Origin of the sequence: Bradyrhizobium sp. 155 (assembly GCF_023101105.1) — a bacterium.
GTDB lineage: Bacteria > Pseudomonadota > Alphaproteobacteria > Rhizobiales > Xanthobacteraceae > Bradyrhizobium > Bradyrhizobium canariense_D.
Window position 1 is genome coordinate 4,782,715 of sequence record NZ_CP064704.1, and the last position, 25,340, is coordinate 4,808,054.

The 25,340-nt window shown below is 58.5% G+C and carries 16 protein-coding genes; 5 read left to right on the forward strand and 11 right to left on the reverse strand.

The window, feature by feature from the left end; genetic code table 11:
* Nucleotide 1: 1 nt before the first annotated feature.
* Nucleotides 2-796 (reverse strand): WecB/TagA/CpsF family glycosyltransferase, encoded by a 795-nt coding sequence (locus IVA93_RS23410; protein ID WP_524536834.1) that lies wholly within the window; start codon nt 794-796, stop codon nt 2-4.
* A 193-nt stretch (nt 797-989) separates the two neighbouring features.
* Here IVA93_RS23410 and IVA93_RS23415 point away from each other — a divergent pair, with 193 nt between their 5' ends.
* A complete protein-coding gene (locus tag IVA93_RS23415) occupies nt 990-1,877 on the forward strand; it encodes a glycosyltransferase family 2 protein (protein ID WP_247789241.1) in 888 nt (295 codons plus the stop codon).
* Nucleotides 1,878-1,893: 16 nt separating this feature from the next.
* Here IVA93_RS23415 and IVA93_RS23420 read toward each other — a convergent pair whose 3' ends face one another.
* The 9 genes from IVA93_RS23420 to rfbC all read right to left on the reverse strand — a co-directional run bounded on the left by IVA93_RS23420 (nt 1,894) and on the right by rfbC (nt 17,456).
* Complete coding sequence (locus IVA93_RS23420; RefSeq protein WP_247485112.1) at nt 1,894-3,066, reverse strand: hypothetical protein; 1,173 nt, start codon at nt 3,064-3,066, stop codon at nt 1,894-1,896.
* A gap of 24 nt (nt 3,067-3,090) precedes the next feature.
* Entirely contained in the window at nt 3,091-4,407 is a 1,317-nt protein-coding gene (locus IVA93_RS23425) for an HlyD family type I secretion periplasmic adaptor subunit (RefSeq protein WP_247369036.1), read from the reverse strand.
* Between the two features lie 107 nt (nt 4,408-4,514).
* Complete coding sequence (locus IVA93_RS23430; protein WP_247789242.1) at nt 4,515-6,728, reverse strand: peptidase domain-containing ABC transporter; 2,214 nt, start codon at nt 6,726-6,728, stop codon at nt 4,515-4,517.
* Nucleotides 6,706-7,029, reverse strand: a complete 324-nt coding sequence (locus tag IVA93_RS23435) for a hypothetical protein (RefSeq protein ID WP_247369032.1) — start codon at nt 7,027-7,029, stop codon at nt 6,706-6,708. The genes IVA93_RS23430 and IVA93_RS23435 overlap by 23 nt, the downstream gene beginning before the upstream one ends.
* A gap of 10 nt (nt 7,030-7,039) precedes the next feature.
* Nucleotides 7,040-13,924 carry a DUF4082 domain-containing protein gene (locus IVA93_RS23440; RefSeq protein WP_247369031.1) on the reverse strand — a complete coding sequence of 2,295 codons (6,885 nt, stop codon included), beginning with the start codon at nt 13,922-13,924 and terminating at the stop codon, nt 7,040-7,042.
* A gap of 108 nt (nt 13,925-14,032) precedes the next feature.
* Nucleotides 14,033-14,920, reverse strand: coding sequence for a glucose-1-phosphate thymidylyltransferase RfbA (gene rfbA, locus IVA93_RS23445; RefSeq protein ID WP_247485088.1), 888 nt, complete (start codon nt 14,918-14,920; stop codon nt 14,033-14,035).
* Nucleotides 14,829-15,866, reverse strand: coding sequence for a dTDP-4-dehydrorhamnose reductase (gene rfbD / locus IVA93_RS23450; protein WP_247789243.1), 1,038 nt, complete (start codon nt 15,864-15,866; stop codon nt 14,829-14,831). Before rfbD ends, rfbA begins: the two co-directional genes overlap by 92 nt.
* Nucleotides 15,826-16,884 carry a dTDP-glucose 4,6-dehydratase gene (rfbB, locus tag IVA93_RS23455; protein WP_247369025.1) on the reverse strand — a complete coding sequence of 353 codons (1,059 nt, stop codon included), beginning with the start codon at nt 16,882-16,884 and terminating at the stop codon, nt 15,826-15,828. The genes rfbD and rfbB overlap by 41 nt, the downstream gene beginning before the upstream one ends.
* A gap of 14 nt (nt 16,885-16,898) precedes the next feature.
* Entirely contained in the window at nt 16,899-17,456 is a 558-nt protein-coding gene (rfbC, locus tag IVA93_RS23460; protein ID WP_247369023.1) for a dTDP-4-dehydrorhamnose 3,5-epimerase, read from the reverse strand.
* Nucleotides 17,457-17,801: 345 nt separating this feature from the next.
* Between rfbC and IVA93_RS23465 the strand changes: the two genes are divergently transcribed.
* From IVA93_RS23465 to IVA93_RS23475, 3 genes are all read left to right on the forward strand, one after another.
* Nucleotides 17,802-20,138, forward strand: a complete 2,337-nt coding sequence (locus IVA93_RS23465) for an AAA family ATPase (protein WP_247369268.1) — start codon at nt 17,802-17,804, stop codon at nt 20,136-20,138.
* Nucleotides 20,139-20,205: 67 nt separating this feature from the next.
* Nucleotides 20,206-22,206, forward strand: a complete 2,001-nt coding sequence (locus IVA93_RS23470; protein ID WP_247369021.1) for a hypothetical protein — start codon at nt 20,206-20,208, stop codon at nt 22,204-22,206.
* Between the two features lie 222 nt (nt 22,207-22,428).
* Nucleotides 22,429-23,784 (forward strand): exopolysaccharide biosynthesis polyprenyl glycosylphosphotransferase, encoded by a 1,356-nt coding sequence (locus tag IVA93_RS23475; RefSeq protein ID WP_247789923.1) that lies wholly within the window; start codon nt 22,429-22,431, stop codon nt 23,782-23,784.
* 67 nt (nt 23,785-23,851) lie between these two features.
* Here the strand turns inward: IVA93_RS23475 and IVA93_RS23480 are convergent, their stop codons facing one another.
* Nucleotides 23,852-24,220 (reverse strand): H-NS histone family protein, encoded by a 369-nt coding sequence (locus tag IVA93_RS23480; RefSeq protein ID WP_247369017.1) that lies wholly within the window; start codon nt 24,218-24,220, stop codon nt 23,852-23,854.
* 754 nt (nt 24,221-24,974) lie between these two features.
* On the opposite strand from IVA93_RS23480, the gene IVA93_RS23485 reads away from it, so the two are divergent.
* A complete protein-coding gene (locus tag IVA93_RS23485) occupies nt 24,975-25,334 on the forward strand; it encodes an H-NS family nucleoid-associated regulatory protein (RefSeq protein ID WP_524536868.1) in 360 nt (119 codons plus the stop codon).
* The last annotated feature ends 6 nt before the right edge of the window (nt 25,335-25,340 follow it).

Genomic DNA, 25,340 nt, shown 5'->3' on the forward strand with positions numbered 1-25,340 from the left:
TTCAACCCCCGATCCGGCTCGGACCAGGGGGAACGGCGCCGGGCGCACCGAGCGGGTGCCGAAGCGCCTGCCTGAAGAGCGCTTGCGCCAGCACGCCCGCAAACAGCGTGTTCGTTTTGGCGTATCGCCACCACATCCGCCCAGGCTCCTGATAGATACGGTACAGCCATTCGAGGCCGAGTTTCTGGACCTGAACCGGCGCGCGCCGAACGGTGCCTGCCAGAACATCGAATGCACCACCCACGCCCATGATGAAAGGGACGCCGAGATCATCGCGGTGAGCGGCGAGAAAGCGCTCCTTCCGGGGCGTCGGCATGCCGATGAAGAGGCAATCGGCCCCGCTGGACTGGATTTCCTGTACGACGTCTTTCTCCTGCTCGCGCTTGAAGTAGCCGTCGTGCCAGCCCGCAAAGACAAGCGAGGGATGCCTCTCGCGCGCGCTCTGCATCGCCTGGTGCAGCACGCCGGGGGTCGCTCCCAGGAAATAAGGCTTGAAGCCTTCATGCGCGCATACCGCGAGCAACTCGGCGAGGAGATCCACGCCCGCGACGCGCGAAGTGGCCGGAAGTCCCAGCGCTCGAGCGCCCCAAACGATCCCCATGCCGTCGAGGCCGACGACATCGCTGTTGGCGACATCGGCCGCGAGCATGGGATCAGACCTCATATTGACGAATTTGGCGACGTTCAGCGCCACATGTTGCAGCCTTCGCCGGCTGTGCATGGCCCCGCGCGCCAGATCGACGGTTTCTGCCATTGTCAGCAGATCGACGGGACATCCCAGAAATGAGGCACGCATTGGAACCTACCTTCCAGAAAAAAAACGACCTATTTAAGTTTGCATTTAAGATTATTATCCAGATAATACGCACCAGATATTTAATTGCAAGGTTTAAATAGGCCAGAATTTGGCACCAGACGGCGAAATATCACAGCCTACACGCAAGAGGCGGGCAGCATATCCAATGCAAATTAAATAGAGGATTTAACTGATGATTTCGGTCGTTATTCCGCATCTCAACCAGCCTGACGCGCTGGAATCCTGCTTGCGCAGCCTGGACGCGCAGATCCTGCCTCGGCACGCGTTCGAGGTCATCGTGGTGGACAACGGCTCGGCAATGCCCCCAACAGATATCGTTGGTGGCCATCCTGGTGTACGGCTGCAGCACGAACCGCATCCGGGTCCCGGTCCGGCGCGAAATGCGGGCGTCGCTGCGGCCAACGGCGAGATCCTCGCTTTCATCGATGCCGATTGCAGGGCCCATCCGGATTGGCTGAGCAGCGTGCTGAAATGGTTCAACTTGTCGCCGGCTGGCACAGTTCTCGGGGGCGACGTTCGCATTTGGCACCCGGAAAATGCGGAGCTCGACGCCATTGCGGCATACGAGAGCGTCTTCGCTTATCGCTTCAAGCTCTATATCGAGCGCCACGGTTATTCCGGCACCGGCAATATGGCGGTGTTTCGCCGCGATTTCGATCGCGTCGGCCCTTTTGCCGGCATTGAGGTCGCCGAAGACATGGAGTGGGGAGAGCGTGCGCTGCGCGCGGGACTTCGATTTCGATACACCCCCGAGATGATCGTCTTCCATCCGGCCCGGAGCTCTCTCCGGGAGCTCTACGTCAAATGGGATAGACACATCGCGCACTATCGCAACATGGCGGAAGGCAAGCCTGTTTGGCAATTGCGCTGGCTCGCGCAGGCGTTGCTGGTCTTCGCATCTCTCGCGCCAAACGCTGTGACGGTGCTGACCAGCGACCGCCTCCATGGTAGCGGCGTCCGCCTCAAAGCTATTGCCGTATTGTGTGCCGTTCGGGCGCACCGCGCCATGACGATGATCTCGCACCTGCGGGGCCGGCGAGCAGTCGCTTGGAATCGTTAGTGCGACGGCAATTCTGTCAGACGCCGCCGAAGGCACAGTTGTTGGTCAGCCCCGGCAAGTCGGTGCGCCGGCCGAATGACCACAGAATCCAGCCGAGCTCGTAGCTACGGCACTCGAGCCGAACTTCCACGTCGGTGCCGTCAATCAGCCGCTCCCCGTTTCCGAGCCAGGCGTTCTTGACTGCGCGCAATACTCGCGGCGCCTTGGTTGTCAATTCACCCTTGTGAACCTGCGAGCGGAGGGTCAGGCTCAGTTCAGGCACGAGCATGGTGCGCCCCAGCTGGTTCTGGCCGAGCACCCAGTTGAATCCCCTGACGAGGGCGTCCCGCGATCCCCTCTGCCCAAAGCGTTCCGCCCATTCCAGCAGTGCCGGCGCCATTCCATATTGGTGAACCGAATAGACCTCGTAGAAATCAACGACGCGGCCGCTCACCGCGTCGAAAAACCAGGGCCATTCGCCTTGCGGGCCTTGAAGCGCTATCAGATTGCGCACACAAGTATCGGCCATGACAAGCGCGGACGCTTCGCCGGCGAATTCGCCATATTGATAGCAGGCGATCGAGAGATACGTCTGCGTCGCAAATGACGAAAAGCGGCGCCGCAGGCCGAACGGCGCGTCGAAGAACAATCCCGATTTGCTGTGGAAGCGCTCCTTCAAGAAACGATAAAGCGGTCTGGCGTGGCGCCACCACTCGTTCTCGCCTGCCCTCGCCTGCGCCACGACTCCCGTGAGCAGCATGCCGAGATCCTGCGCCCGGAAAGTCCTCCACCCGGATTCATCGGAAAGGATGGCTCTCAGCTCGCATTTGACCGGCTCCGGTATTTCGAGGCCGAGCTCGGCGGCGCTCCATAGCGCCATACCGAAGGCGTACTTCCGCACCGGGAGCTGCGTGAGTTGCAGAACATTGCGACGGAATGTTTCGGGCAGATCAATGCCAGCTGGAATTCCGGCGACGCGCGACATCCCGAGCAGAACGTTGAGGGTATAGAATACGTCGCTGCCTGGTACGGACTCGTTTGGTGAAGCACGTCCATCGAGATGATAGATGTGCGACCACCGGCGATGTTCAGGCAGCCAACAGCGTTCTAGCCCGTTGAGCGCATAGTTCACCAGCGGTGAATTCCGCGAAAGCTTACTCGCCGCCGTGGGCCTCAAGAGCTTCACCCCAAAATTCGGACTAATGATCATGGTCAATCGCCATCCCAACCCGGGTTAATATTCACGGATGCTTTCATCCAATCCGCGTAGCAATGGATAGAGGAAATAGGAGATCACGGTGCGCTTGCCAGCTTTCAGTTCGGCCGTCACCGCCATACCCGGAATCAATTGAATGCGCTCAGGCGGCAGCCGAAGGTGCGTGTCGGACAAGTCGACCAGTACGCGGTAATAGGGAGCTGGCGCGCGGCGCGCACCTTCGGCTTTCGGGTCCGGCGAGAACGTGTCCTGACTGATGACGCGTACTTCTCCCGTCGCAGTTCCATATTTCTGGAAAGGAAACGCTTCGAACTTGATCCGGACCGCTTGCCCAAGCGCCACCTGACCGATATCCCGACCCTCCACGTTGACCTCCGCCTGGAGAGGCACGTCACGAGGAACCAGGACAAACAGCGTTTCCGCTTCGCGAACCACCGAGCCGACTGTCCGGTTTGCGATCTCCAGCACCACGGCATCTGCCGGCGCCTGCAGCACGATCAACTGCCGACGAAGCTCGGCTTTCTTCAATTCCTCTGCTGCGCCATTGCGCTTCGGCACTGTGTCCACCAGTTCCTGATAGTTGGTGCGACGAAACTCCTCGGCGAAAACCTTCTGGTCAGCACGGGCTTTGTCCAGCCGATGCGTGGCATCGGCGATATTGCCACGAACGCGCGCCAGATTGCTCTCAACCTCGAGCCGTGCATCGCGAGACAGTAGGAAGTTCAGCCTCGAACCGACCTCTTTGTCCATTAGTGTGGTGCGCATGGCTTCAATTGAACGCATCGTGTCTAGTCGCTGAAGGAGAACCTCTTCTTCGTTCTGCGCTGTCTTAAGATTGGCTCGAGCGGAAGCGATCTGTGCGTCGTAGTTCTGGATCTGCGCCTCATAGGCGGCTCTCCTCTGCAAGAACAACTTGCCCTGCAGGATCTGGTCCGCATTCGAGAGCTCCGTGACGGCATACTTGGTTCCATTCAATTCGGCGCCCAGGCGATCGATTGACGCATCGAATCCAGCCACTTTGCCGCGCAATTGATCGAGATCCGCCTGCGAGAAAGTCGGATCAAGCGTAGCCAGAACATCGCCGCGGTTGACGCGATCACCGGCCTTGACGTGGATCTCGCGTATGACCGACGTTTCCAACGGCTGTACGACCAGGTTTGGACGTGTCGTGGTCAATTTTCCCTGCGCCGTGACGATCATCTCCACTTGCGAAACGGATGCCCAGGTGACCGCGAAGCCAATCAGTGCAAGTACGCCGTAGAGGGTGAGACGCGCGAGCCGCGGCGGCGCTTGCTGCTCGACCTCGGTGGCATCGGACTGGAATTCGGCGATCACTGGCGCTCGCCTCGGCGATGGCCTGAATAGCTTTCGCCCTCGCTCGACCGGTCTGGCCGGGACCAGACCGATCGGCTTCGCATCTGCGCGTGATGGCCTCGTCTCCTTCATGCAATCTGCTTCATCTGTTGGTTCCACAAGTGTCTGTAGATGGTGCATTTCGACAGGAGGTGGTCGTGGCGATCCACGTCGACGATTCGGCCGCGGTCCATCACCAAGATCTGGCTTGCCTCGGTCAGCATTGACAGCCGGTGCGAGACGATGATGACGGTACGCCCTGCCGCCAAACGGCGGAGATTGCGCTTGATGATCATTTCGCTTTCGGAATCGAGGGCACTCGTCGCCTCATCGAAAATAACGATCCGTGGATTGACGATCAGAGCCCTCGCAATCGCGAGCCGCTGCTTCTGCCCGCCGGACAGGTTCGAGGCATCTTCCTCGAGCATGGTGTCGAAGCCACGGGGCAACCGCTCGATGAACTCGTCGGCGCCTGCGAGCTGCGCCGCAGCGACGACTTCGGCAAAGGTCGCGTCCCGTTTCACGCAGGCGATATTGTCGCGGACCGTCCCTCGAAACAGGAAATTATCCTGCAAGACAATTCCGAGGTTTCGGCGCAGGTGTGCCAAGTCGAGCTCCCTCGAATCGTAACCGTCGATACGCAGCAGCCCCTGTTGCACCGGATACATGCCCGAAATCAGCCTTGTGAGCGTCGTCTTGCCAGAGCCGCTTCGGCCCACGATTCCGAAGATCGAACCTGGCTCGACGGTGAACGAGACATCATCGAGCGCCGGCGCTCCCTCGGCTCCGTAGCGAAAAGAAACACTGTCGAACTCGATTGTTCCGGCGAAGTCGGGCCGAAGCCCATCTTTCTTGCCATCACGCTCAGGCTTCTGATTCATCACCTCGCCAAGCATTTTCACGGCAAGAGCAACTTCCTGGTATTCGTGCACCATGGTCACGAGTTGGACCAATGGTCCAGAGACCCTGCCGGCCAACATGTTGAAGGCGACCAGCGCGCCGATTGTCATTTCTCCAGCGAAGACATCGAGTGCTCCGACAGCGATGATCCCAAGTGTCATGATCTTCTCGAGAAATCCGGTGAGCGCCTGGGCACCGGCGGAAATCTTCTCGACACCGAATCGCATGGTAATCGACTGTGCACAGCGGCTATCCCAAATCCTGCCCTGCACGGGCTCCATCCCTAGCGACTTCACCGTGCGCATACCGTGAACTGTTTCGACGAGGAGAGCCTGACGCGCACCTTCCGCCTGGTAAAGATCGTAAAGACGTCGCCGGAAAGGGCCCATGAGCAGGCCGACAACAGCGCCGCTCGCGGCAGTGAAGGCCAGAACCATAAGCGTCAACTTGACGCTGTAGAGCGCAAGGACCGGCAGGAAGACGAATAGCGAAAGCGCGTCGAGGGTGGTTAAGAATAGTCGGCCGGTCAGAAACTCACGGATCCGCGCCGCTTGCTGCATGTGCTTGACCAAGACCCCCGCTGCCATGTGCTCGAAGAAGGTGACCGGCAGCCCGAGGAGATGACCGAACGTCTTTGTAGCAACTCGAATGTCGACCTTATTGGTAGCATAAAGTAGCAGGTAGCGCCGCAGAAAGCCGAATATCGCGTCAAAGACGAGTGCTGCGGCCGCCCCTGCCGCGAGTACGTAGAGCGTGGTGAAGCTCTCGTGAACCAGAACTTTGTCGATGACGAGCTGGAAAAAGATCGGGATAACGAGGCCCAACGCATAGAGCAGGATGGCGGCAATCGCGACGTCCCGGAACAGTCGCCATTGAAGAAGCAATTCCGGTACGAACCACCGGAGGCCGAAACTCCTCCGACTATCCTGCGTCAACTGCTCGCGCTTGATCAGGATGGTGTCCCCGGCCCATTGGGCACAGAATCGGTCCCGATCGACAACCAAGACCTCGTCCTTGCGCTCGGCGAGCGGGTCGAAGACGCTGACGACCTCAGTGCCCTCAGCTCCCAGTCCTGCACCAAGGACAACGATCCAGTTGCCATTGGCGAGCCGCGTCAGCGCCGGATAGGCTTCTCCGAGACGGATCAGCGCACCCCACTCCATTTTCGTGCTTCTTGCGCGCAGACCTGCATCCTTGGCCATGCGCAACAGAAGGTTCAACGAGAGCGGAGCGGCTACGGCATAGGCGTGCTTTAGACGCTCGACCGCCAGGTCGATGCCATGATAACCGGCAATCTTGGACAGGCACTCCAATGCCGTCTGCGTCGCCAATCCAGGCGGGTCCACAGCCCGGCCTTTCGCGCCACCAGCGGCGTCGATATCACCGGAAATTCGAAGAGACATTATGAGACCGTGGCGTGCTGGGCGCGAGCGCATCGCGTACGACCGACGCACCGTTGTGCGACTCAGCTGACTGATTTCGCCGGACTACGCCCGCGTCGACCAACCCCTGAAGCGCCTTCTGCATCACATCGACCGAATTGGCGAAGGATTCGACCGAAAAGATCAGCCGCTGAGAAAACACGCGTTTCGGGACATTGTTGGCGTCACGCTCCGTCGGTGAAAGACTGACCAGATCGATGCGGACGATGGTTCCGCTGACGGTAATTTCTTCGATTCCGTCTGTATAAAGTTCGGCGTGCATCTTACGTCTCCTATGCAGCTAGCTGCGGCCTAAAAACTACGTCAACGCCATAGCTCGTCGCGTTGTAGGTGTTGGTCGGAAAGAGGCTACCTGTCCCGTACGCATACACACCGTTGCCGCCGATCGATGCCGAGGACGGGGCCGTCAGCGGCCCGTTGGTAATTGCGTTGGCCAGCAGGGCCGGGTCGGCCGCGTAGTTGCCGGCGGTGTGATAGGAGGCGATGTAGGTGGTTCCCGACATGATCGTGACGGGCGTGGCGAAATTGACCTGCTGCCAGCCGTCGGCCGTTTCGCTGGTAAAGGTCGCAGCTGCCAGCAAAGTCCCGCTGCTGCTCCAAAGATCCGCAACGTGGGTGCCCGTGTTGGACGGGCCCTTGTAAAAGCGAAGGCCGATAATATCGCCTGGGGTAGACGCTTGGAACTTGATGCCCAGTTCCACTGACTTTGGATCATTGGCCGCCACAATGCTGGGCTCCTGACTTGCGCTGAACAGGCGCACCGTCGTCGAAGACGCAGCGTTCACGTTGAGAGCGACGGATGCACTGGCGATGCCGCCATGGCCGTCGGAGATGCCATAGTTGAAGGACGCCGGTCCCGTGTAGCCAGCCGTCGGAGTGAAGGTCACGCTATTGCTTTGGGCGTTGAAGCTGGCGACGCCATTCACACCGCCGCTTGCGCCCGTGATCGTGAGCGTATTCCCGTCGGGATCGGTGTCGTTTGCAAGCAGTGCCGAGCCCGGAATCCCCAAGGGGACGTTCTGCGTGGCGTAGAAGCCGCTGTCGTTCGCAGCGACCGGTGACTGGTTGGCGCCGCCGCTCGAGCTGTTGAACACGACATCCACCCAGTAGTTGCTTGCGTTATAGGAACTGGTCGGGAACAAATTGCTTGTTCCGTAGGTGTAAATGCCGTTGATGTTCGCGGGAGCCGTGAGCGGACCGTTGGTGCGAGCGGTGGTGAAGTAGCTAGTGCTGGAGGCATAGTGGCCATTGCTGTGAAAGCTCGCGACGTAGGTGGTGCCAGCCGCGATGGACACGGGATTGCTGAACGTGACGGTTTGCCAGCCGCTGCTGCTCTCGTTCGTGAAAGTCGCGGTCGCCAGTAGCGTGCCGGTACTGCTCCACAACGAGCCCGTATGGGTACCGGGATCATTTGCGCTCTTGTAGTATTTGATGCCGGTTATCGTGCCTGCCAGCGACGACGTGAACTGCACTCCGAGATTGACTTGCGAGGTATCCGAACTGGATACCACTGCAGGGGTATCCGAGCTCGAGAACAGGCTCATCGTTGAAGGAACTGCCGACACTGCGATATTGAATGTCTCAATGCCTGTGAGGCTACCGAGATCAGCAGCAGAGACCGTAACGTTGAGCGTACCAACGTCCGCAGACGTCGGGATGCCGCTAAAGGTACGGTTGGACGCATTGAACGCGAGCCAGGCAGGAAGGGCTGAACCGCCAGCGGTTGCGGTGTAGGTGAGCGAGTCGCCGGCATCGACGTCCGTGAAGGTGCCGGCGGGCAACGTCAGCGAGAACGCCGAGCCAACGGTCGCGGCCTGGTTGCCGGTCTGGATCGCCAATACCGGCGCGTCGTTGGCGCCATGAATGGTGACAGTAAGCGTAGTCGACGATGCGGCGCCCGCGGCGTCCCTCATCGTATAGCTGAAAACATCCGTCAGCGTATTGGTCGACTGCCGCAAGGCCTGCACGGCTGCATCGTTCTCGTTCACCGTATAGGTGAAAGCACCCGAGGCACTGAGCAGGAGGCTGCCGCGCGCGCCCGCGAGAGCTGAGCCGAGTGTCCCGTTGGTCGAGCCGAAGCTGACTGCAGTGACGGCCTTGGTGTCGCCGGAATCGGGATCGATATCGTTGGTCAGCACGTTGCCGATGGCGGGCGAACCGCCAGTGCTGTTGTTCGCGCCGCCCTTCTCGGTCGCATCCGCGGCGTCAGCAACCGCGGTTGGCGGCGTATTATTGGCGGCGGTGGAACCGTTGAAGACAACATCGACCCAGTAGTTGGAGGATTTGAAGCTGTTCGTCGGGAACGCGCTTCCGGCTCCGTAAATATAGACTCCGTTGCTGCCGGCCGGTGCCCTCAACTGGCCGTTGACAAGCGACGTCGCGAAATAGTTCTGGGTACCGGAATAATTGCCGTTGGTATGATAGGACGCGACGTAGGTGGTACCTGCCGTGATGGCCACGGGATTGGAGAAATTGACCTGCTGCCAGCCGCTGGCGGTCTCGTTCGTGAACGTGGCGGTCGCGAGCAGGGTTCCGGTCGAGCTCCAGAGATCTGCAATATGGGGACCGGTATTCAACGATCCCTTGTAGAAGCGCAGGCTCGTGATCGTCCCGCTCACGGATGCGGTAAACTTGACGCCGACTTCGATGGGACTGGCATCGCCGCCATTAGGGACGCTCGGCGCATCATTGGTGCCAAACAGGCTCTGCGCCGAGGCCGGATAATTAACCTTGAGCGACACCTGGCCGGACCCGCTTTGGCCGCTCGTGTCTGTGATCGTGTAGCTGAAATTCGCCGCCCCGGCATAGCCGGCGGTGGGCGTGAAGGTCACGGTCTGGTTCTGCGAATTGTAGCTTACGCTTCCATTGGCCGCGTTGCTGACGTTGGTGAGCGAGAAAGCCAATCCGGACGCGTTGGTATCGTTCGCGAGCAGCGTCGATGCCGCAATGTTCAGCACGCCATTTTGGCTGACCGTGAAGCCGCTGTCGGCGTTCGCTTGCGGCGCGCTGGTTGCAGCGGAGCCGTTGAAGACGACATCGACCCAATAGTTCGAGGATTTGTAGGTATTCGTCGGGAACGCGCTTCCGGATCCGTAGGCATAGACTCCGTTGCTGCCGGCCAGAGCCGTCAACTGGCCGTTGACAAGCGACGTCGTGAAATAGTTCTGGGTACCGGAATAATTGCCGTTGGTGTGATAGGACGCGACGTAGGTGGTACCTGCCGTGATGGCCACGGGATTGGAGAAATTGACCTGCTGCCAGCCGCTGGCGGTCTCGTTCGTGAACGTGGCGGTCGCGAGCAGGGTTCCGGTCGAGCTCCAGAGATCCGCAATATGGGGACCGGTATTCAACGATCCCTTGTAGAAGCGCAGGCTCGTGATCGTCCCGCTCACGGATGCGGTAAACTTGACGCCGACTTCGATGGGACTGGCATCGCCGCCATTAGGGACGCTCGGCGCATCATTGGTGCCAAACAGGCTCTGCGCCGAGGCCGGATAATTAACCTTGAGCGACACCTGGCCGGTGCCGGTTTGGCCGCTCGTGTCCGTGATCGTGTAGGTGAAACTCCCCGCCCCGGCGTAGCCAGCGGTGGGCGTGAAGGTCACGGTCTGGTTCTGCGAATTGTAGCTTACGCTTCCATTGGCCGCGTTACCGACGCTGGAAATCGAGAAAGTCAGCCCGGACGGGTTGGTGTCGTTCGCGAGCAGCGTTGATGCCGCAATGTTCAGCACACCATTTTGGCTGACCGTGAAGCCACCGTCGTCGTGAGCTTGCGGCGACGTCTGGCCTGAATCGCTGAAGACGACGTCCACCCAGTAATTCGCGGCGTCGATAGCGGACGCGTTGCTGGGGAAAGTCGGGCTACTGCCGTAGGCATAGACGCCGTTGAGGCTGCTACCGGGCGCGGTGAGCGCACCTTTCGTAATGCCGTCATAGTCGATGAAATAGAAGTCCGTCGAGGAATAGTGGCCGGTGTTGGTGTGATAGGAGGCGACATACGTGACGCCCGCTTGGACATTGACAGGCGTCGCGAAATCAACCTGCTGCCAACCGCTCGCTGTTTCGTTGCTAAAGGTGGCGCTCGCGAGCAGCGTGCCGTTGGTGGTCCAGAGATCGCCGATGTGAGTGCCGGCATTATCAGGCGCCTTATAGAAGCGAATGCCAGTGATCTTGCCCGACGCGGTAGGGACGAATTTGAGGCCGACTTCAACTGCGCCGGAATCGCCGTTTGAAATCACCGCAGGCGTGTCGGTCGGACTGAAGAGCGTCAGGCTGGAAGACGGCGTGACCGTGTAGGTCGTGCCCGTACCAGGTGTTTGCAGGTTCAGGCTGTCGTCGACCGCCCTGGTCTTGAGACTATATATCCCCTGAGCGCCTGTGACGAACGTATACGACCACGTCACGCTCGCCGCGCCGACATTGCTATTGGCTGGATGCCAGGTCGCTCCACCATCCGTGGAGATTTCGACGCCGGCAATCTTTCCACCCGTGTCAGTGGCCGTCCCCGTCACCGTGATCGATTGGCCCTCGACAACGCTGGTCGCCGAGAGATTGCTGATGGCAGAGGTCGGCGCCGTAGTGTCTGTCGACTGAATCGCGGCCACCAGGTTCGCCTGCAGCGTCGCCGGCTGAACGCCCATGTCGGCGAAAAGGTTGACCATCGCCTGCTGGACATTTGGGTCCACCGGAGTCGCAGGTCCGTCGTGGTCGCTGGCAAGCGCCCACGGCCAGTTGATTGAACCGGCTGAGAATATCAGTGCGCCACTAACGGGATCTCGATGCAGCACGAGGTTGTGGGTCGCCGTGCCTGCTCCGAACGTGTTGCCGTAATCAAGCAGATACTTTCCGTCCACATTGACTGTCGAAGACGAGACACTGACCAACCCCGCCGGACGGAATCCGTTGTCCGGCGCGACGTCCCATTCAACGCCCAATAGGCCGGGTACGAGCGAGGCGGTCTGTCCGGATGAGGTTTGCGCGACGGCCGTATTGCGCCAGAAGCGCAACTGGGTCATCGAGTACGGTATCGTGATCGTATCGTACCGGAATGCGTTGACCGCAAACAATGTACCGGTCAATTCATTAGAGGGAAGAGGAGCACTAAACCGCGGGTCAGAGTAGTTGCCGGTCGCCTGTCCTGATGGATCAATCAGCGCATTTGCGTGCGTATCCTTGTAGCTGATGAGCGTGCGGTTGGCTGTTCCGCTGCCATCGATGCTGGGTGCCAACCTCGTTTTCCAGAAAATTTCGTTGGCTGTGAGAAACGCAAGGTTCACACCAGCGTGCGCTGCGGCCTCTACATTGGCGCGCTGAGCTTCGGTCCAGTACTCGTCATGTCCCGCGTCCATGAAGACTTTGTGATTGAGCAACAACGAGCCTTTTGTCGCAGCATCGATTCCGGAAATGTAAGAAACATCGTAACCGTTCTGCTCGAGCCAATAGATGGCCGCAATCTCAGCCGTGAACGGGGAGTCTCCCCCCTCGGAGAAGGTTCCAGTGCCGTCACGCGTCACCAGCGGGCGATTGTAACTGACCGCGTAGGCCGATCCGTTGATGCCCGGTCCGTTTCCGAAATAAAGGTTGGCCCCTCCCCAACCGTTGTAGGCTTGCCAGTCCTGATCGGTCGTCTGGAGGACGACGTCGCTGTGCGAAGCATCGTTCCTTATGATGAATGGGACCTGGAAGATTTGGGTGCCGTTGACGACGTTGGCTATATAGACGCCCGAGACCGCATCGGTTGGTACACTCCAGGAGTCGGTCACGCTCCAGTTGCCGGCATCTACAAGGCCGGTCGACGGATCAGTCAACGGTGCAGGTTGGACGACCGCAGCTGCGCCCTGATGCTGCAGGCTCGTAACCAGTCTGGCACCATTGCCACCGTAATAGCCTAACCGGTAAACATCGACGTGATAGTTCGGGTTGCCGGTCAGGTTGTTAATCTTGAATTGGACCGCCCCCCCGACATTGGTGCTGATTGCTGTCGTAAACCCTTGGGTCTGAGTCGAATTGTCTCCCGGCTGGATCTGCCAGACACTTTTCGGCGTACCCGGCTTCTGATTTTCCAGTACGATGGAGTTTGTGGGTGGATCAGAGACAAGGGTGCCTCCCTGCCCATCACTCTTGAAATTCCAATTCAGGTCCATCCCCGAGAACAGCAAAGTGACATTTGCAGCACCGTTGCTGAAATCGACCACGCTGATATTCGAGCTGTTGTCGTAATGGACGCTTGCGGTCATCGAGGATGTGAAAGGTAGATCCTTCAGGTCGATGAGATTCCCTGGCGAAAGCGGCGCCCCCGGCGACGAACCTGCGATCAATCCGTGGAATTTGGCCGACTGATCGAGGACCAGCGTGCCAGCTTCCGTGTCGAACGACACGGTTATGCCGGAGAACGATCCATTCCAAAACTGCCCGGAAACCGAACCTCCGATCTCCAGGATTGCCTTGTCTGAAATCTCAAAATATCCCGTGCCGCTGACGTCGCCCTTGAAGTCCCCTGTAGCAATGCGATCGCCAAGAAACGCCCCGACGTAGACGGTCCCATTGTTCAGTACATCGCCTTCGACGATAAAGGGCGACCCGGCACCGAACGAAAGCGTCGCGCGTGCATCAACGACCAGGCTCTCGATATCAACGCGGCCCGTGCTGGTGACGACATACGCTCCCGCCGCATCGAGGAACGCAGAGTCAATAGTGCCTGGGACGCCGGCGCTCCAGTTCGTACCGACATTCCAGGCTCCGTCCCTTGAATTGGTCCAGTGAGTGCTGCCCGAGGTCGAAACCGATGATGATGTCGGCGGCGTCCCTCCGCTTGCCGAAGATGGAGACGTCGGGACCAAGCTCTGATAGCGGCTCGTCAAAGACGTCGAAGACAGCAGCGCAGACAATCGCGACTGGAAAGATGTGGAGAAGTGACGGGGCGAAACGCCGCGCAAGTCTGCCGGAACGCCCGCGGCCCGATACGACTGCGGAAAGAAAGTGGCGTCACGGGCTGGCGGATTAGCAAACGGCGGACCCCACCGGTCGGCCGGATCGGAGCCATCGAACGCCTTCCGGAACGGCGCTTCTCGCCAAAAAACATCCCATGCGGGAATATCTTCCCCTGGAAGAACGGCCCGGGCTCCCCGACTGAAGACGCTCGCCTTTTGAACCAGCATGGTTATACCGATTAAATAAACCAGTCTTATATTTTAATTCTATTTTAAACCGCCCGTCAATTCAATGAGCATGCATTTAACGTAATTCCAAACCTCGACTGAATGGCCTCACTGCGAGGAAAAATGCGGTAGCCGAGTGATTTCGTTCAGATATCTGCCGTAGCCGCTCTTCTCCAACGGTTGCGCAAGCGCGAGAAGTTGATCACGATTGATGAAGCCAAGCCTGAAGGCGACCTCCTCGAGGCAGGCAATCTTCATTCCCTGTCGCTTTTCCAGAGACTGCACGAACGTCCCGGCATCAATGAGCGACTCAACCGTGCCGGTATCCAGCCACGCGTACCCTCGCCCCATGCGCTCAACATGTAGCGTATTGGCCGAAAGGTAGCGCATCTGAAGATCGGTAATCTCGAGCTCTCCGCGCGACGATGGCTCGACGCGACGAGCGTAGCGGACAACGCGATTGTCGAAAAAATACAGTCCCGTAATCGCCCAGTTCGAAGCTGGCCGACTGGGCTTCTCCTCAATCGATACTGGACGGTCTGCCTCATCAAACGCGACGACGCCATATCGTTCTGGGTCCCGCACGTGATAAGCAAAAACTGTTGCACCTTCCTCGCGCCGCGCCGCCCTGGCAAGTAGTTCGCTCAGGCCATCGCCGAAGAAGATATTGTCTCCAAGCACCATCGCCACACGATCGCTGCCGATGAAATCGGCACCAACAATGAAGGCGTCGGCGAGACCGGCGGGACGTGTCTGTTCCGCGTATCTGAGCCGAATGCCCCATTGGCTGCCGTCCCCCAGCAACCGCTCGAACTGACACCGGTCTGACGGCGTGGTGATAATCAGAATTTCGCGGATCCCTGCCAACATCAGCGTCGACAGGGGATAATAGATCATCGGCTTGTCATAGATCGGGAGCAACTGCTTGCTGACCACGTGCGTGATCGGATAGAGGCGCGTTCCGCTGCCGCCAGCCAGCACGATTCCCTTCAGCATCGGTGTCTCCTTCTCCGACCAGTTGGTCAAGACAGGCTTCGAGTGAATGGCGCCAGGACGCCAGTCGAATTCCGAACACGCGTTCGGCCTTGGATGAATCCAGGCGCGAGTTTCGGGGTCGACGCGCAGCGGTCGGAAACTGTTCAGTCGTGATCGCCTCGAGCGCCGGAATCCGCGCTCCACGACGGGAAATCTCGTCGAAGATTGCCTTCGCGAAGTCGTGCCAGCTTGTCTCGCCCTGACCGGCGAGATGAAAGATGCCGGCCGCGGCCCTGCGATCGACTGTTACTGATCGTTCTGCGATCTGAAGGACGGCCTCCGCGAGGTCGTATGCGTAGGTCGGATTTCCGTGTTGGTCCCGGACAACCCTTACGATGGGCTGCGTCTCGCATAACCGCAACATCGTTCGAACGAAGTTGCTGCCATAGGGGCTGTAAAGCCACGAGCATCTGATCACGGTCGCGAGCGGATGCGCGGCCAATACAGCAGCTTCGCCGGCAAGCTTCGACGCGCCGTAGACATTTAACGGCGCGGGAATGTCGCTTTCGTCGTACGCATCGGGTTTTGCGCCGTCGAACACATAGTCGGTCGAGAGATGGATGAGTGGAATGTTCATCTGCCAAGCGACGTTTGCCAGCGTTGCCGCACCATCGCGGTTGATGCTGAACACTTTCGCCGCTTCAGATTCGGCCCGATCGACCGCCGTATAAGCGGCCGTATTGATGATTGCAGACGGCGCGATCGACGCGATGAGCTTGTCGATCCCTTCGCGGTTCTCGAGATCGAGTTCTCGGTGTCCGAGAGCCACCGCAGGCAGACCGCGCGCTGCAGCGAGATCACAAAGACACTTTGCCAACTGACCGTTCCGCCCGGCAATGAGGATGGGTCGATCTGTCATCTTCACCTCAATGTTGAGCAGCGAGCAGGCCCAGACGTGAGCCGTCATAGACACCGCAGCGAGCACGCTGCCACCATGCACGATTGTTGAGATACCATCCGACGGTTTCGGCCAAGCCCTGTTCGAAGGTTCTCGTCGGTTCCCAGCCAAGTTCGCGATGCGCCTTCGACGCGTCGATTGCATAGCGCGCATCATGTCCCGGACGATCCGGCACGAACGTAATGAGAGATCGCCTCGCTCCCGCGCCCGGGGATAACCGATCCACCATGTCACAAATCCGGGTGACCACCTCCAGGTTGGATCGCTGGCCATCTCCGCCGAAATTGTACTTCTCGCCCGGTCTTCCTTCGTACAGAAGTCTTATCAAGCCAGCGGCATGATCATCGACATGAAGCCAGTCGCGAATATTTCTGCCGTCGCCGTAGACCGGTAGCGGCTTCCGGTCGAGCGCATTGAGGATCGTCAGCGGGATGAGCTTTTCCGGGAACTGGTACGGCCCGTAATTGTTCGAACAATTCGATACGATGACCGGCAGACCGTAGGTTCGAAACCACGCGAGTGCGAGGTGGTCCGAGGCCGCCTTGCTCGCCGAATACGGCGAACTCGGCCTATAGGGCGTGTCCTCGCGAAACAAGTCCTCCGGCCCCAATGACCCGTAGACTTCGTCTGTCGATACGTGGATGAAGCGGAACTGCTTCCGCCGCGGAAGCGGCAGACGTTCGTAGTAGGTCCTGGCCGCCTCCAACAGCGTGTAGGTACCAACTATATTGGTGCTGACGAAGGCCTCGGGTCCGGTGATCGAACGGTCGACGTGGCTTTCGGCGGCCAGGTGTATGATCGCATCCGGCTCGTAGTCGGCGAACGCGAGATCCATAGCCTCGCGATCGCAGATGTCGGACTGCAGGAATGCATAAGACCCCAGCCCCTCGATGCTCGCCAGCGAAGTCAGGTCGGCTGCGTATGTCAACTTGTCGATGTTGACCACCGCGGCACTGGTCTGCAGCACCAAACGGCGACACACAGCAGAACCGATAAAGCCCGCTCCGCCGGTCACCATGATACGCATTCCACTCATCTCCACTATTCGAAAACGCAAGCAAGTTGGTTGAGCGCAGGAAGGGTCTGGTCCTTTGGCGATATCTGAGCCCCTGACGGTGTGACGGGCCACTTGATCGCTAATGCGGGATCAGCCCAATAGACGCCGCCGTCATGGCTCGGCGCGTAGACTTGGTCGACCTTGTACAAGACGACGGTCTTGGGCTGCAGGGTACAGAACCCATGCGCGAATCCCTTCGGAATGAACAGCTGCTCGCTGCTTTCGCTATCCAACTGGATGGCGATGTGCTTGCCGAAGCTGGGCGATGACCGCCGGAGATCAACGGCAATATCGAGGATGGCCCCGTTCAACACCCGTACGAGCTTGGCCTGGGCGTAAGGCGGTCGCTGGAAATGCAAGCCGCGCACCGTGCCGATCCGATCTGAGCTGGATTGATTATCCTGAACGAAGTCATGGAGGATTCCCTTCTCAGCAAAAGCCGATCGCTGAAAGGTCTCACAGAAGTAGCCGCGGGCATCGGAAAACCGATCTGTTCGAATGACTTTGACATCGGGGATCGCTAAAGGTCGCAGTTCCAGCATTGGGCACCTCCTGCCGGCCCTCAATTTCCCCATCGGGGTTAGTTGCGACGGACCATAAATATCCGACGGAATTTGATTATCCGCCCGCCGACCCGTCTCGAAACGCTCACATTATTCTCGATGCAAGTACCGGCCAGACCGTAACCCCCTTGAATATCCTCTATTTTGCTAACGCCCTACCGAAATGGCAGAGCCACCGTCATTTTAAATTTCACTCGAATTAATATACGATTTATTTAATTTGGCAAGTAGAATTTTATATGCATATAATCCCCCACCGCCTGCGCGTCCCCTTGGTCTGCGGGCGAGCGGCCCCAACGTGACCCACCGTCGGACAGGTACGTGATGCTCCAGAACAATCTTCGACACACGGATAGCGTACGGCTGCCTGTGACCGGGCTGGCCCAACCCGTTCAAACGGACAGCGGAGGAATCAGCGACGTCATCAATTTCGGCATCGGGCTTCTACGACGCCAATATCTCATGATCCTAGTCACTGCCGGCCTCGTAACTGCAGCAAGCCTGCTCTATCTCCGGTTGGCGTCTCCAACCTATACCGCGCAGGTTCAAATCCTGTTGGCTACCCCAAGGCCCCAATTTGTCCAGCAGCAATCGCTCCTCGCCGATCCGGCTTTCGATCTCAATCAAATCGAGACCCAGCTTCAGCTCCTGAGATCAAAGGCCACTGCGGTTGCGGTTATCGACCAGTTGAAACTGGCGGACGATCCGGACTTCAATGGGTCAGGGCTGTCTCTACAGTCGCTCTGGCAGCGAATTCGGTCATGGGCCTCGACTGGATCGAAGAAAGATGCGCCATCCGATAGACATGGCGAACCATTAGACACCATCGTAGACGCATTTCTCAATCGGCTTTCGGCAGGGCGTGTCGGGTACAGCAACGTCATCGAGATCAGCTTTAATTCGAGCACCGCACCCCGGGCCGCGGAGATCGTCAACGCTGTTGCCAACACCTATGTTGCGGACCAGCTCAATGCAAAATTCGATGCCAATCGCAGGGCCACAAGCTGGCTGCAGGAGAGGCTGCGCGATCTCGGCGACCAAGCCCTCGCTGCACAACGTGCCGTCGACGTCTACAAGGCCCAGAACAATATCGTTTCTTTGGACGGAAAGCCCATCGACGAACAGCAGATCACAGAAATCAACAATCGATTGGCTGCCGCGCGCGCCCAGACCTCTGAGGCCACGGCCAAGTTGGCTCGCTATGAAGCTCTCCTTGCCTCCGATCCGACAAAGCCGTCCTCGATGGGCAATCTGGATGCTATCGGAGCCGATTCGACAAACAGTCAGATCATCAACGGGCTGCGTCAGCAGTATCTGGAACTCATGAGACGTGAGGCCGAGTTGACGGCGAGGGTAGGTCGCGACCACCTGGCAGTCGTCAATATCAGGAACCGCGTGCGGGAATTTCGCGTCTCCATTTTCGACGAAGTCAAAAGACTTGCTGAAGTCAGCCGAAGCGAATTCGAATTCGCCAAACAGCGCCAGCAAGAAATCGAAAAGCAAATGTCCAAGGCCGTTTCGCAGTCCCGTTCAGTCAATTCAGCCGAGCTGACCATCAAGGATTTGGAAAGCCGGGCAAAGGGCTTACGTAGCTTATACGAGACCTTCCTGCAGCGTTACATGGGCTCCGCGCAGCAGGAGACATTTCCCGTCTCGGAAACGCGGGTACTTTTCCCCGCATCGCCGCCGCCGAGCAGGAGCAACCCAAAGACAAGGTTGGTGCTGGCGCTCGGCATTTTCGGCGGTCTCGCGCTGGGCATCGGCTTGGCGCTCCTCAGAGACCTGATGGACCGCGTCTTTCGTACCTCTTCACAAGTGGAAACTGTGCTGGAATTGCCGTGCCTATCCTTGGTCCCCTTGTTGCCGGCCCGCAAACCCGCGAAGCTACCGGTTCGCTCCCAGCCAACCGATGATGATGTTCAACAACGGATAGTTCCGTCTCCAACGGCCATTCATCGAACCGTGATCGGGATGCCACTGTCTCGATATACCGAGGCCATTCGTTCTATCAAGCTAGCCATCGACCACAATCCGGCGAAAATTTCCTCGCAGGTCATCGGCATTACCTCCGCCCTGCCGAATGAGGGGAAGACTACGATTGCGGCCTCGCTCGCGCAGTTGATCGGGCACACCGGCAAGAAAGCTATCATCGTCGATTGCGACCTCAGGAATCCCTCACTTTCTGCGATCTTTGCGCCCAAGGCTGTCAACGGAATCATCGAAGTTGCAAACGGCAGCCGATCCCTGGCGGACACAATTTGGCGGGATCCTACGACCAATCTTGCATTTCTACCCGCCGTGCGGCGGGGATCTCTGCTTCACACCAGCGAAATTCTGTGCGCCGACGCGATAAGCAAGCTGTTCGACCGCTTGCGAGCTGACTATGACTACGTCATCGTCGACCTTCCTCCCCTGACGCCGTTGGTTGATGTCCGAGTCACTTCATCTCTAATAGACGGCTATATTCTAATCGTTGAGTGGGGCCGCACCAAAATAGATGTCGTGCAGCACGCACTGCACACGGCACCCAACATTCATGAATCGCTGATTGGGGCAGTTCTCAGCAAAACGGATACCAAGGCAATGGCTCGATATGACGGCCATCGAAGCTACTACTATCATGACAGCCACTATATCCGTTATGGCCTTTCCGGCTCTTGAGGCTGTCTCGTAGCGGCCTGCACGTTCTCCGGCTACCGGAGTGGCCGCACCACAGGATGGTGTTTACATGATTATCCGGCTTGTCATGTTAGCCGAGTTTGTGGCGATCACCGCGGCGCTCGCAATGCCGGAAAGCCTGCAAAGCTTGGGATTAGCATCATTCATACTAGCAACAGCCGCGCTGGTTGTAGCGATCTTTCCATCGCCCGCCTCCCTCGGGCTCACCAAGCTGCTCCGGCCTGGTCCCGTCGTTGTGCTCGCGGCTCCTGCCCTCTGGATGGCGTTACAGGTGGTGCCGATGCCTATGGACACGCTCGGCAATCCCATCTGGGCAACTGCTTCGGCGGCCTTAAGCGAGCCCCTCGCCGAAATAATCACAGTCGATCTGAGGGCGACTATGCTCTCGCTCGCGCAGTATTGCGCTGTGCTCGCCGCGGCCCTCGTCACTGCGGTCATTACGCTTGACCGATATCGCGCAGCGCAGGTCCTGCATATTCTACTGTCGATAGCCACGATTGCCACGGCCATGTGGTTCGGCAAGGAAACTGCCGGTGTCGCCGGGCCCGATGACTCAACCATCGCAGTGCTCGGCGTCTTGCTCTCCTGCGCGACGGCAATACGCGCGGCCGATCAAATAGCGCGGCACGGTCGGCCAGGAACAGTTGCGCCAGTCCGGCTCCTTGCTCTGTCCGCCGCGACCATCGCAATGATTGTCTGCTTGGCCGCGCTGCTCATTCGGACCAACTCCACCGCCGTCGTCGCCGCCCTCCTCGGATCAGGAATCTTGCTCTCGGTGTTCGTTATTCGCAGGTGGTTCTTGGGCTTGTGGGGTACCGCTGGCGTTTTCGCAACCGCCGCAATAATCTTTATTGCCAGCGTAACGGTTATTCCGTTTAGGGCGAACACCGATGTGACGATCGCCTTGTCAACGAGCAGTCAGGTCGCGACAGAACGGATGCTACAGGACGTCAGGCCGGTGGGATCCGGTGCCGGCGCTTCGACGGTCCTTTTGCCGCTTTATCGGGACGTTGGAATCGGCGCCCCGCGAGAAAGGCCAACGGCTGCCGCCGCAATGGTTATAGACATGGGCTGGGCGTTCCTTTGCGGCCTTGTAGTAATAGCGATGCTCGGCGCTTGTATTCTGATCAGGCGTTCTCTGTCACGAGCTTACGACTACGTGTACCCCGCCTTGGGCGCCGGTGCTTCGATTGCACTGACGATACTGGCCTTTGCCGACCATGGAATTCTGGGTTTGGGCGCATCGCTTTTGGTCGCTGCGCTTTTTGGGCTGGCGCTCGGTCAAAGCGTCTCCGCTGCGGGCCGTGAGGCCATATCCTTGGAATCGAAAGAGGCGTCGGACTGGATGGCCGGTCCAGCTCCGGCGTCTCGTCCAAGGCTCGCGCCAGCGTTTGTCACCCTATGGCCGCGCGCTGCTCTGGCGGTGCTTGGAATAGCGCTGATCATACAGACGATATGGATGGCTGGGTGGTTTCTCGGAGGTCAGTCTTCTTTGTCGGCAGCTGTTTCGGCCGCAGCAGCATGGCCAAACGGGATCTCGAAACCAGTTTCGGCTGCGGCAGCGCATGAAGTCCCTTGGATCCGAGGGGAATCACGATCCCGTGGAGATCCGGCTCTCGCCGCTGACGAGCAAAAAACGGAACTTCCGGCAGCGTCGAATGCGTTTGCCCGCGCGCTGCGCTCGTCGCCGCTCCGCGGCGACATTTGGCTCATGCTCGCGGGGGCGCCGAAACAGAATTCGATCCAGACGGCAGCCATGCTCAAGATGTCGTACTATACTGCGCCGAACGATCTGGATCTGCTTCCGTTAAGGCTATCCGTCGCGCTCGCTACGGATGCTGTGGTACGCGAGCTTGAATTTCGGGACCTGATCAAGCGGGACGTCAGCCTCGTGGTTACGCGTCGACCTGCTATCAGACCAGCGCTTGTGGCCGCGTACCGGTCAGCCTCGGCCGAGGGGAAGATCTATCTCGAGAACCTAATTTCGGAGCTCGATCCGACCTACCTCGACAACATGCGCGCGCGGAATTCCCGACAGGGATCTCGATAGGATCCTCTGAGCAGTGCGACACATTTAAATGGCCGAAACCATGATTTTTCTCTTGATAAATCAGATTAATTAATAATATATTAAATATTAACTCGCGGTGTCCCGACAATGAATTTCGTGAACCGACATTTCCCCCATCGAGAAGTTACGGATCGTGTCAGTCCCGGGCCGATAGTGTCCGGCCAGCGCAAATGGCCTCTCCGTTACGACTCGATCGAATACGTGGCGCTCTGTGCGGATATTGCGACCGTTGTTTTTGCGAGCGTCGTTTCGACGTGGCTGTGCCAAGCCCAGAATGGGTGGGCTGCAGGCGACTTAAGCAACGCACTTGGCCTGGCGCTAGTCAGCGCGGCATGTCTCGTTTGCCTCTTGAAGACCCACGGCCTTTATCGGCCAGCTGAGCTTCTCGTCCTCCGACGTCAGATGCGCGCCGTCTGGATGGCATGGACGTCGTTGCTGCTCTTGATATGGGCCGTGTACGGCTTTGCAATTGGTCCGGGCTCTTCTCAGCAAGCAGGCACACTTTTCGCCGTCCTGGGCCTCGGCTTGCTTATGGCCGAGCGGTGGGGAGTGAGAGTGCTTCTCGGACGGGGCCTGAGCGGCAGAAAATTTGCCAGCACAAATATTGTTCTGGTCAGCGACCAGCCGCCAGCGAAAAACGCCGGACTGTCTGAAACGCTGGCGATGCATGGTTATTGCGTCCGAGGCCGGTTCAGCTTGCCCCCAGTCGGCTTCGGTCCTGCCTGTCGAAGGCGGCTCACTGCTCGCGTGATTGAGTACATTCGCAGTTCCGCGCTCGACCAGGTGGTGGTGGAAGCGAACCCGGAACGATGGCCCGAACTTCGGGCCTTCGTTGCCGACTTGCGGGTCTTGCCGCTACCGGTTGTGTTCGTGCCGGTCGGTACGACATCCGAACTGCTTCGACATCCTACGCGAAGTCTTGGAAGTGCCGTTTGCGTTGAACTCCAGCGTGGTCCTCTTACGCCGCTGGACTGTGCGACCAAGCGAATGATTGATCTTTTCGTCGCGGGGCTCGCCTTGACGATATTTGCCCCGCTGCTTGTGCTGGCCGCACTTGCGATCAAGCTGGATTCGCCGGGCCCCATATTCTTTCGGCAAAAGCGCTGTGGCTTCAATGGTCGGATCTTCCTGATCCGCAAATTCCGGACGATGCATGTGCTCGAGGACGGGCCCGCGATCCGTCAGGCCCATCCCGTCGACCGACGCGTCACCCGCGTCGGCAAATGGCTGCGTCGAACAAGCTTCGATGAACTGCCACAGCTGTTGAATGTGCTCGACGGCAGCATGTCGCTGGTGGGTCCGCGTCCTCATGCCTTGGCTCACGACGGAGAATTTGACAAGCTCGTGCGGAACTACGCCCTTCGCTGCAGGGTCAGGCCAGGATTGACCGGATGGGCCCAAGTCCATGGCTGCCGCGGTCCAACCCCCACAGCCGTTGCGATCGAAACACGCGTACAATACGATCTCTGGTACATCGACAACTGGAGCCTTCGGCTTGATCTCGTAATCCTGCTGCGAACTCCCATCGAAGTGCTGCGGGGACGCAACGCCTATTAGGTGCACAGCATCACAGCGCCGCGCGGGCCATTTGACGGCAACCATCCCACGATCAGTGCAAATTAGGTCACGCGCGCTGACGAAACTTCGGAGTTGCATCCCCTATGCGAAAGTCCTCAATCCTCCGGCCAGACTTCACGGCAGCAACCAACCACCGCGGCCGCTTTCCACGCCCCGACCAGGTCTCTGACGTCTGGGGGTTCCGATATTTCGGCAGCACCCGCGGATATTTGCGTCTCGCTTTGGCGGCTGGAGACGCGCCCGACCCGCTTGAGTCCGCCAAAACAGCCATCCCGCCCCCGAGAACCGCCAAGCGCTTCTCCAGTTCCTGCTTTTCCGCCTTAATCCGATCCGATAAGATCCCGCTAATTTCCTCATGAAGCGACCAGAGATCGTCAAGGGACATTGATTGTAATTCGAGTTTCTTAGCTTGCATGCTCGCACCCTGTAGTTGCGCCCAACTTAGTATTCCCTAGATCGACATTAATCAAGATGGCGAACTCGATTTACCCAAGAAAATACAAGGAACCGAACTGAAATCCACAGTTCCAGATAACTGCGTCGCAACAGTCAATCAAGCCGAAAAAACGGGCTATCCGCATAATTCAATCGCGGACGGGTAAATTCACGCGCCCTGCCTGCAGCCATGGAACCATTCAAGCGAGACCCGACGTGACGGGACCACATCAAGTGGCCGCACGGGGAATCTGCAACGCAGTATTCTCGATGAATACGGTTGGCGCGTAGGCCGTCCTTCGTTCTGGCAGTCTCGTTATTGCAGGGCTTCGGATGTGCATAACTTGACGCGGATAAAACTCAATCCCTCAGCGGTAGTCGCGTGAGCTCGGTTTGAGCCTTCAGGTCCCCCACCCCAACGTCCGACCGTGCAGCCGCGGGAAGGACGCTCCGAGTGTATCTTGAAAGATGCCCAACAGGAACTCGATTGAGATTTCCTCTTTGTTTTGCCCTGCAGCAAATCATTGGATCTCCCATCCAATTTAATCAAATAACCCTCGCATTAATCATTAAATAATATATTATATATTTATTGTAGTGTGATTTGAAGCACTGACTTTGCTCTATCGTTGATCCGCTCTCGGGCAACGATGTCCCGAAAGCTGAGGATGACAGATGCATCAGGCGTCAGTCGAACGGTGACGAGAATGCTGCGCCGGCAAGATCTCGAAGCCATGGACTTTGAGGAACTTTGGCTCCTTCACGAGGAGCTGACAAAGATACTTGCCGAAAAGATCACAGTCGAGAAGCGAGAGCTCGAAAAACGTCTCGCGCAACTCAACCAGCCGGACCAATTCGGTGAAGCTGAAAGCGGGGCGACCAAGGTGGGAACGGGCCAGCCGCCGCGCCGCAAATACCCGAAGGTCGTGCCGAAATATTTCAATCCGCTCCACCCGACAGAGACTTGGTCCGGACGTGGTAAACAGCCGCGCTGGCTAGTTGCCGCGCTCCAATCGGGGCACACGCTCGAAGAGTTCAGGATTCGCGAGAACGACAAGTCGTCCGATCGGAATGCCGGTGGACAAGGGCATTAACTCCGC

Bases quoted from the DNA above. Each gene is read 5' to 3' on its own strand.
- IVA93_RS23410 (WP_524536834.1), bottom strand. From the start codon at position 796: ATGCGTGCCTCATTTCTGGGATGTCCCGTCGATCTGCTGACAATGGCA.
- IVA93_RS23415 (WP_247789241.1), top strand. From the start codon at position 990: ATGATTTCGGTCGTTATTCCGCATCTCAACCAGCCTGACGCGCTGGAA.
- IVA93_RS23420 (WP_247485112.1), bottom strand. From the start codon at position 3,066: ATGATCATTAGTCCGAATTTTGGGGTGAAGCTCTTGAGGCCCACGGCG.
- IVA93_RS23430 (WP_247789242.1), bottom strand. From the start codon at position 6,728: ATGTCTCTTCGAATTTCCGGTGATATCGACGCCGCTGGTGGCGCGAAA.
- IVA93_RS23435 (WP_247369032.1), bottom strand. From the start codon at position 7,029: ATGCACGCCGAACTTTATACAGACGGAATCGAAGAAATTACCGTCAGC.
- IVA93_RS23440 (WP_247369031.1), bottom strand. From the start codon at position 13,924: ATGCTGGTTCAAAAGGCGAGCGTCTTCAGTCGGGGAGCCCGGGCCGTT.
- rfbA (WP_247485088.1), bottom strand. From the start codon at position 14,920: ATGCTGAAGGGAATCGTGCTGGCTGGCGGCAGCGGAACGCGCCTCTAT.
- rfbD (WP_247789243.1), bottom strand. From the start codon at position 15,866: ATGACGGCTCACGTCTGGGCCTGCTCGCTGCTCAACATTGAGGTGAAG.
- rfbB (WP_247369025.1), bottom strand. From the start codon at position 16,884: ATGCGTATCATGGTGACCGGCGGAGCGGGCTTTATCGGTTCTGCTGTG.
- rfbC (WP_247369023.1), bottom strand. From the start codon at position 17,456: ATGCTGGAACTGCGACCTTTAGCGATCCCCGATGTCAAAGTCATTCGA.
- IVA93_RS23465 (WP_247369268.1), top strand. From the start codon at position 17,802: ATGCTCCAGAACAATCTTCGACACACGGATAGCGTACGGCTGCCTGTG.
- IVA93_RS23470 (WP_247369021.1), top strand. From the start codon at position 20,206: ATGATTATCCGGCTTGTCATGTTAGCCGAGTTTGTGGCGATCACCGCG.
- IVA93_RS23480 (WP_247369017.1), bottom strand. From the start codon at position 24,220: ATGCAAGCTAAGAAACTCGAATTACAATCAATGTCCCTTGACGATCTC.
- IVA93_RS23485 (WP_524536868.1), top strand. From the start codon at position 24,975: ATGGACTTTGAGGAACTTTGGCTCCTTCACGAGGAGCTGACAAAGATA.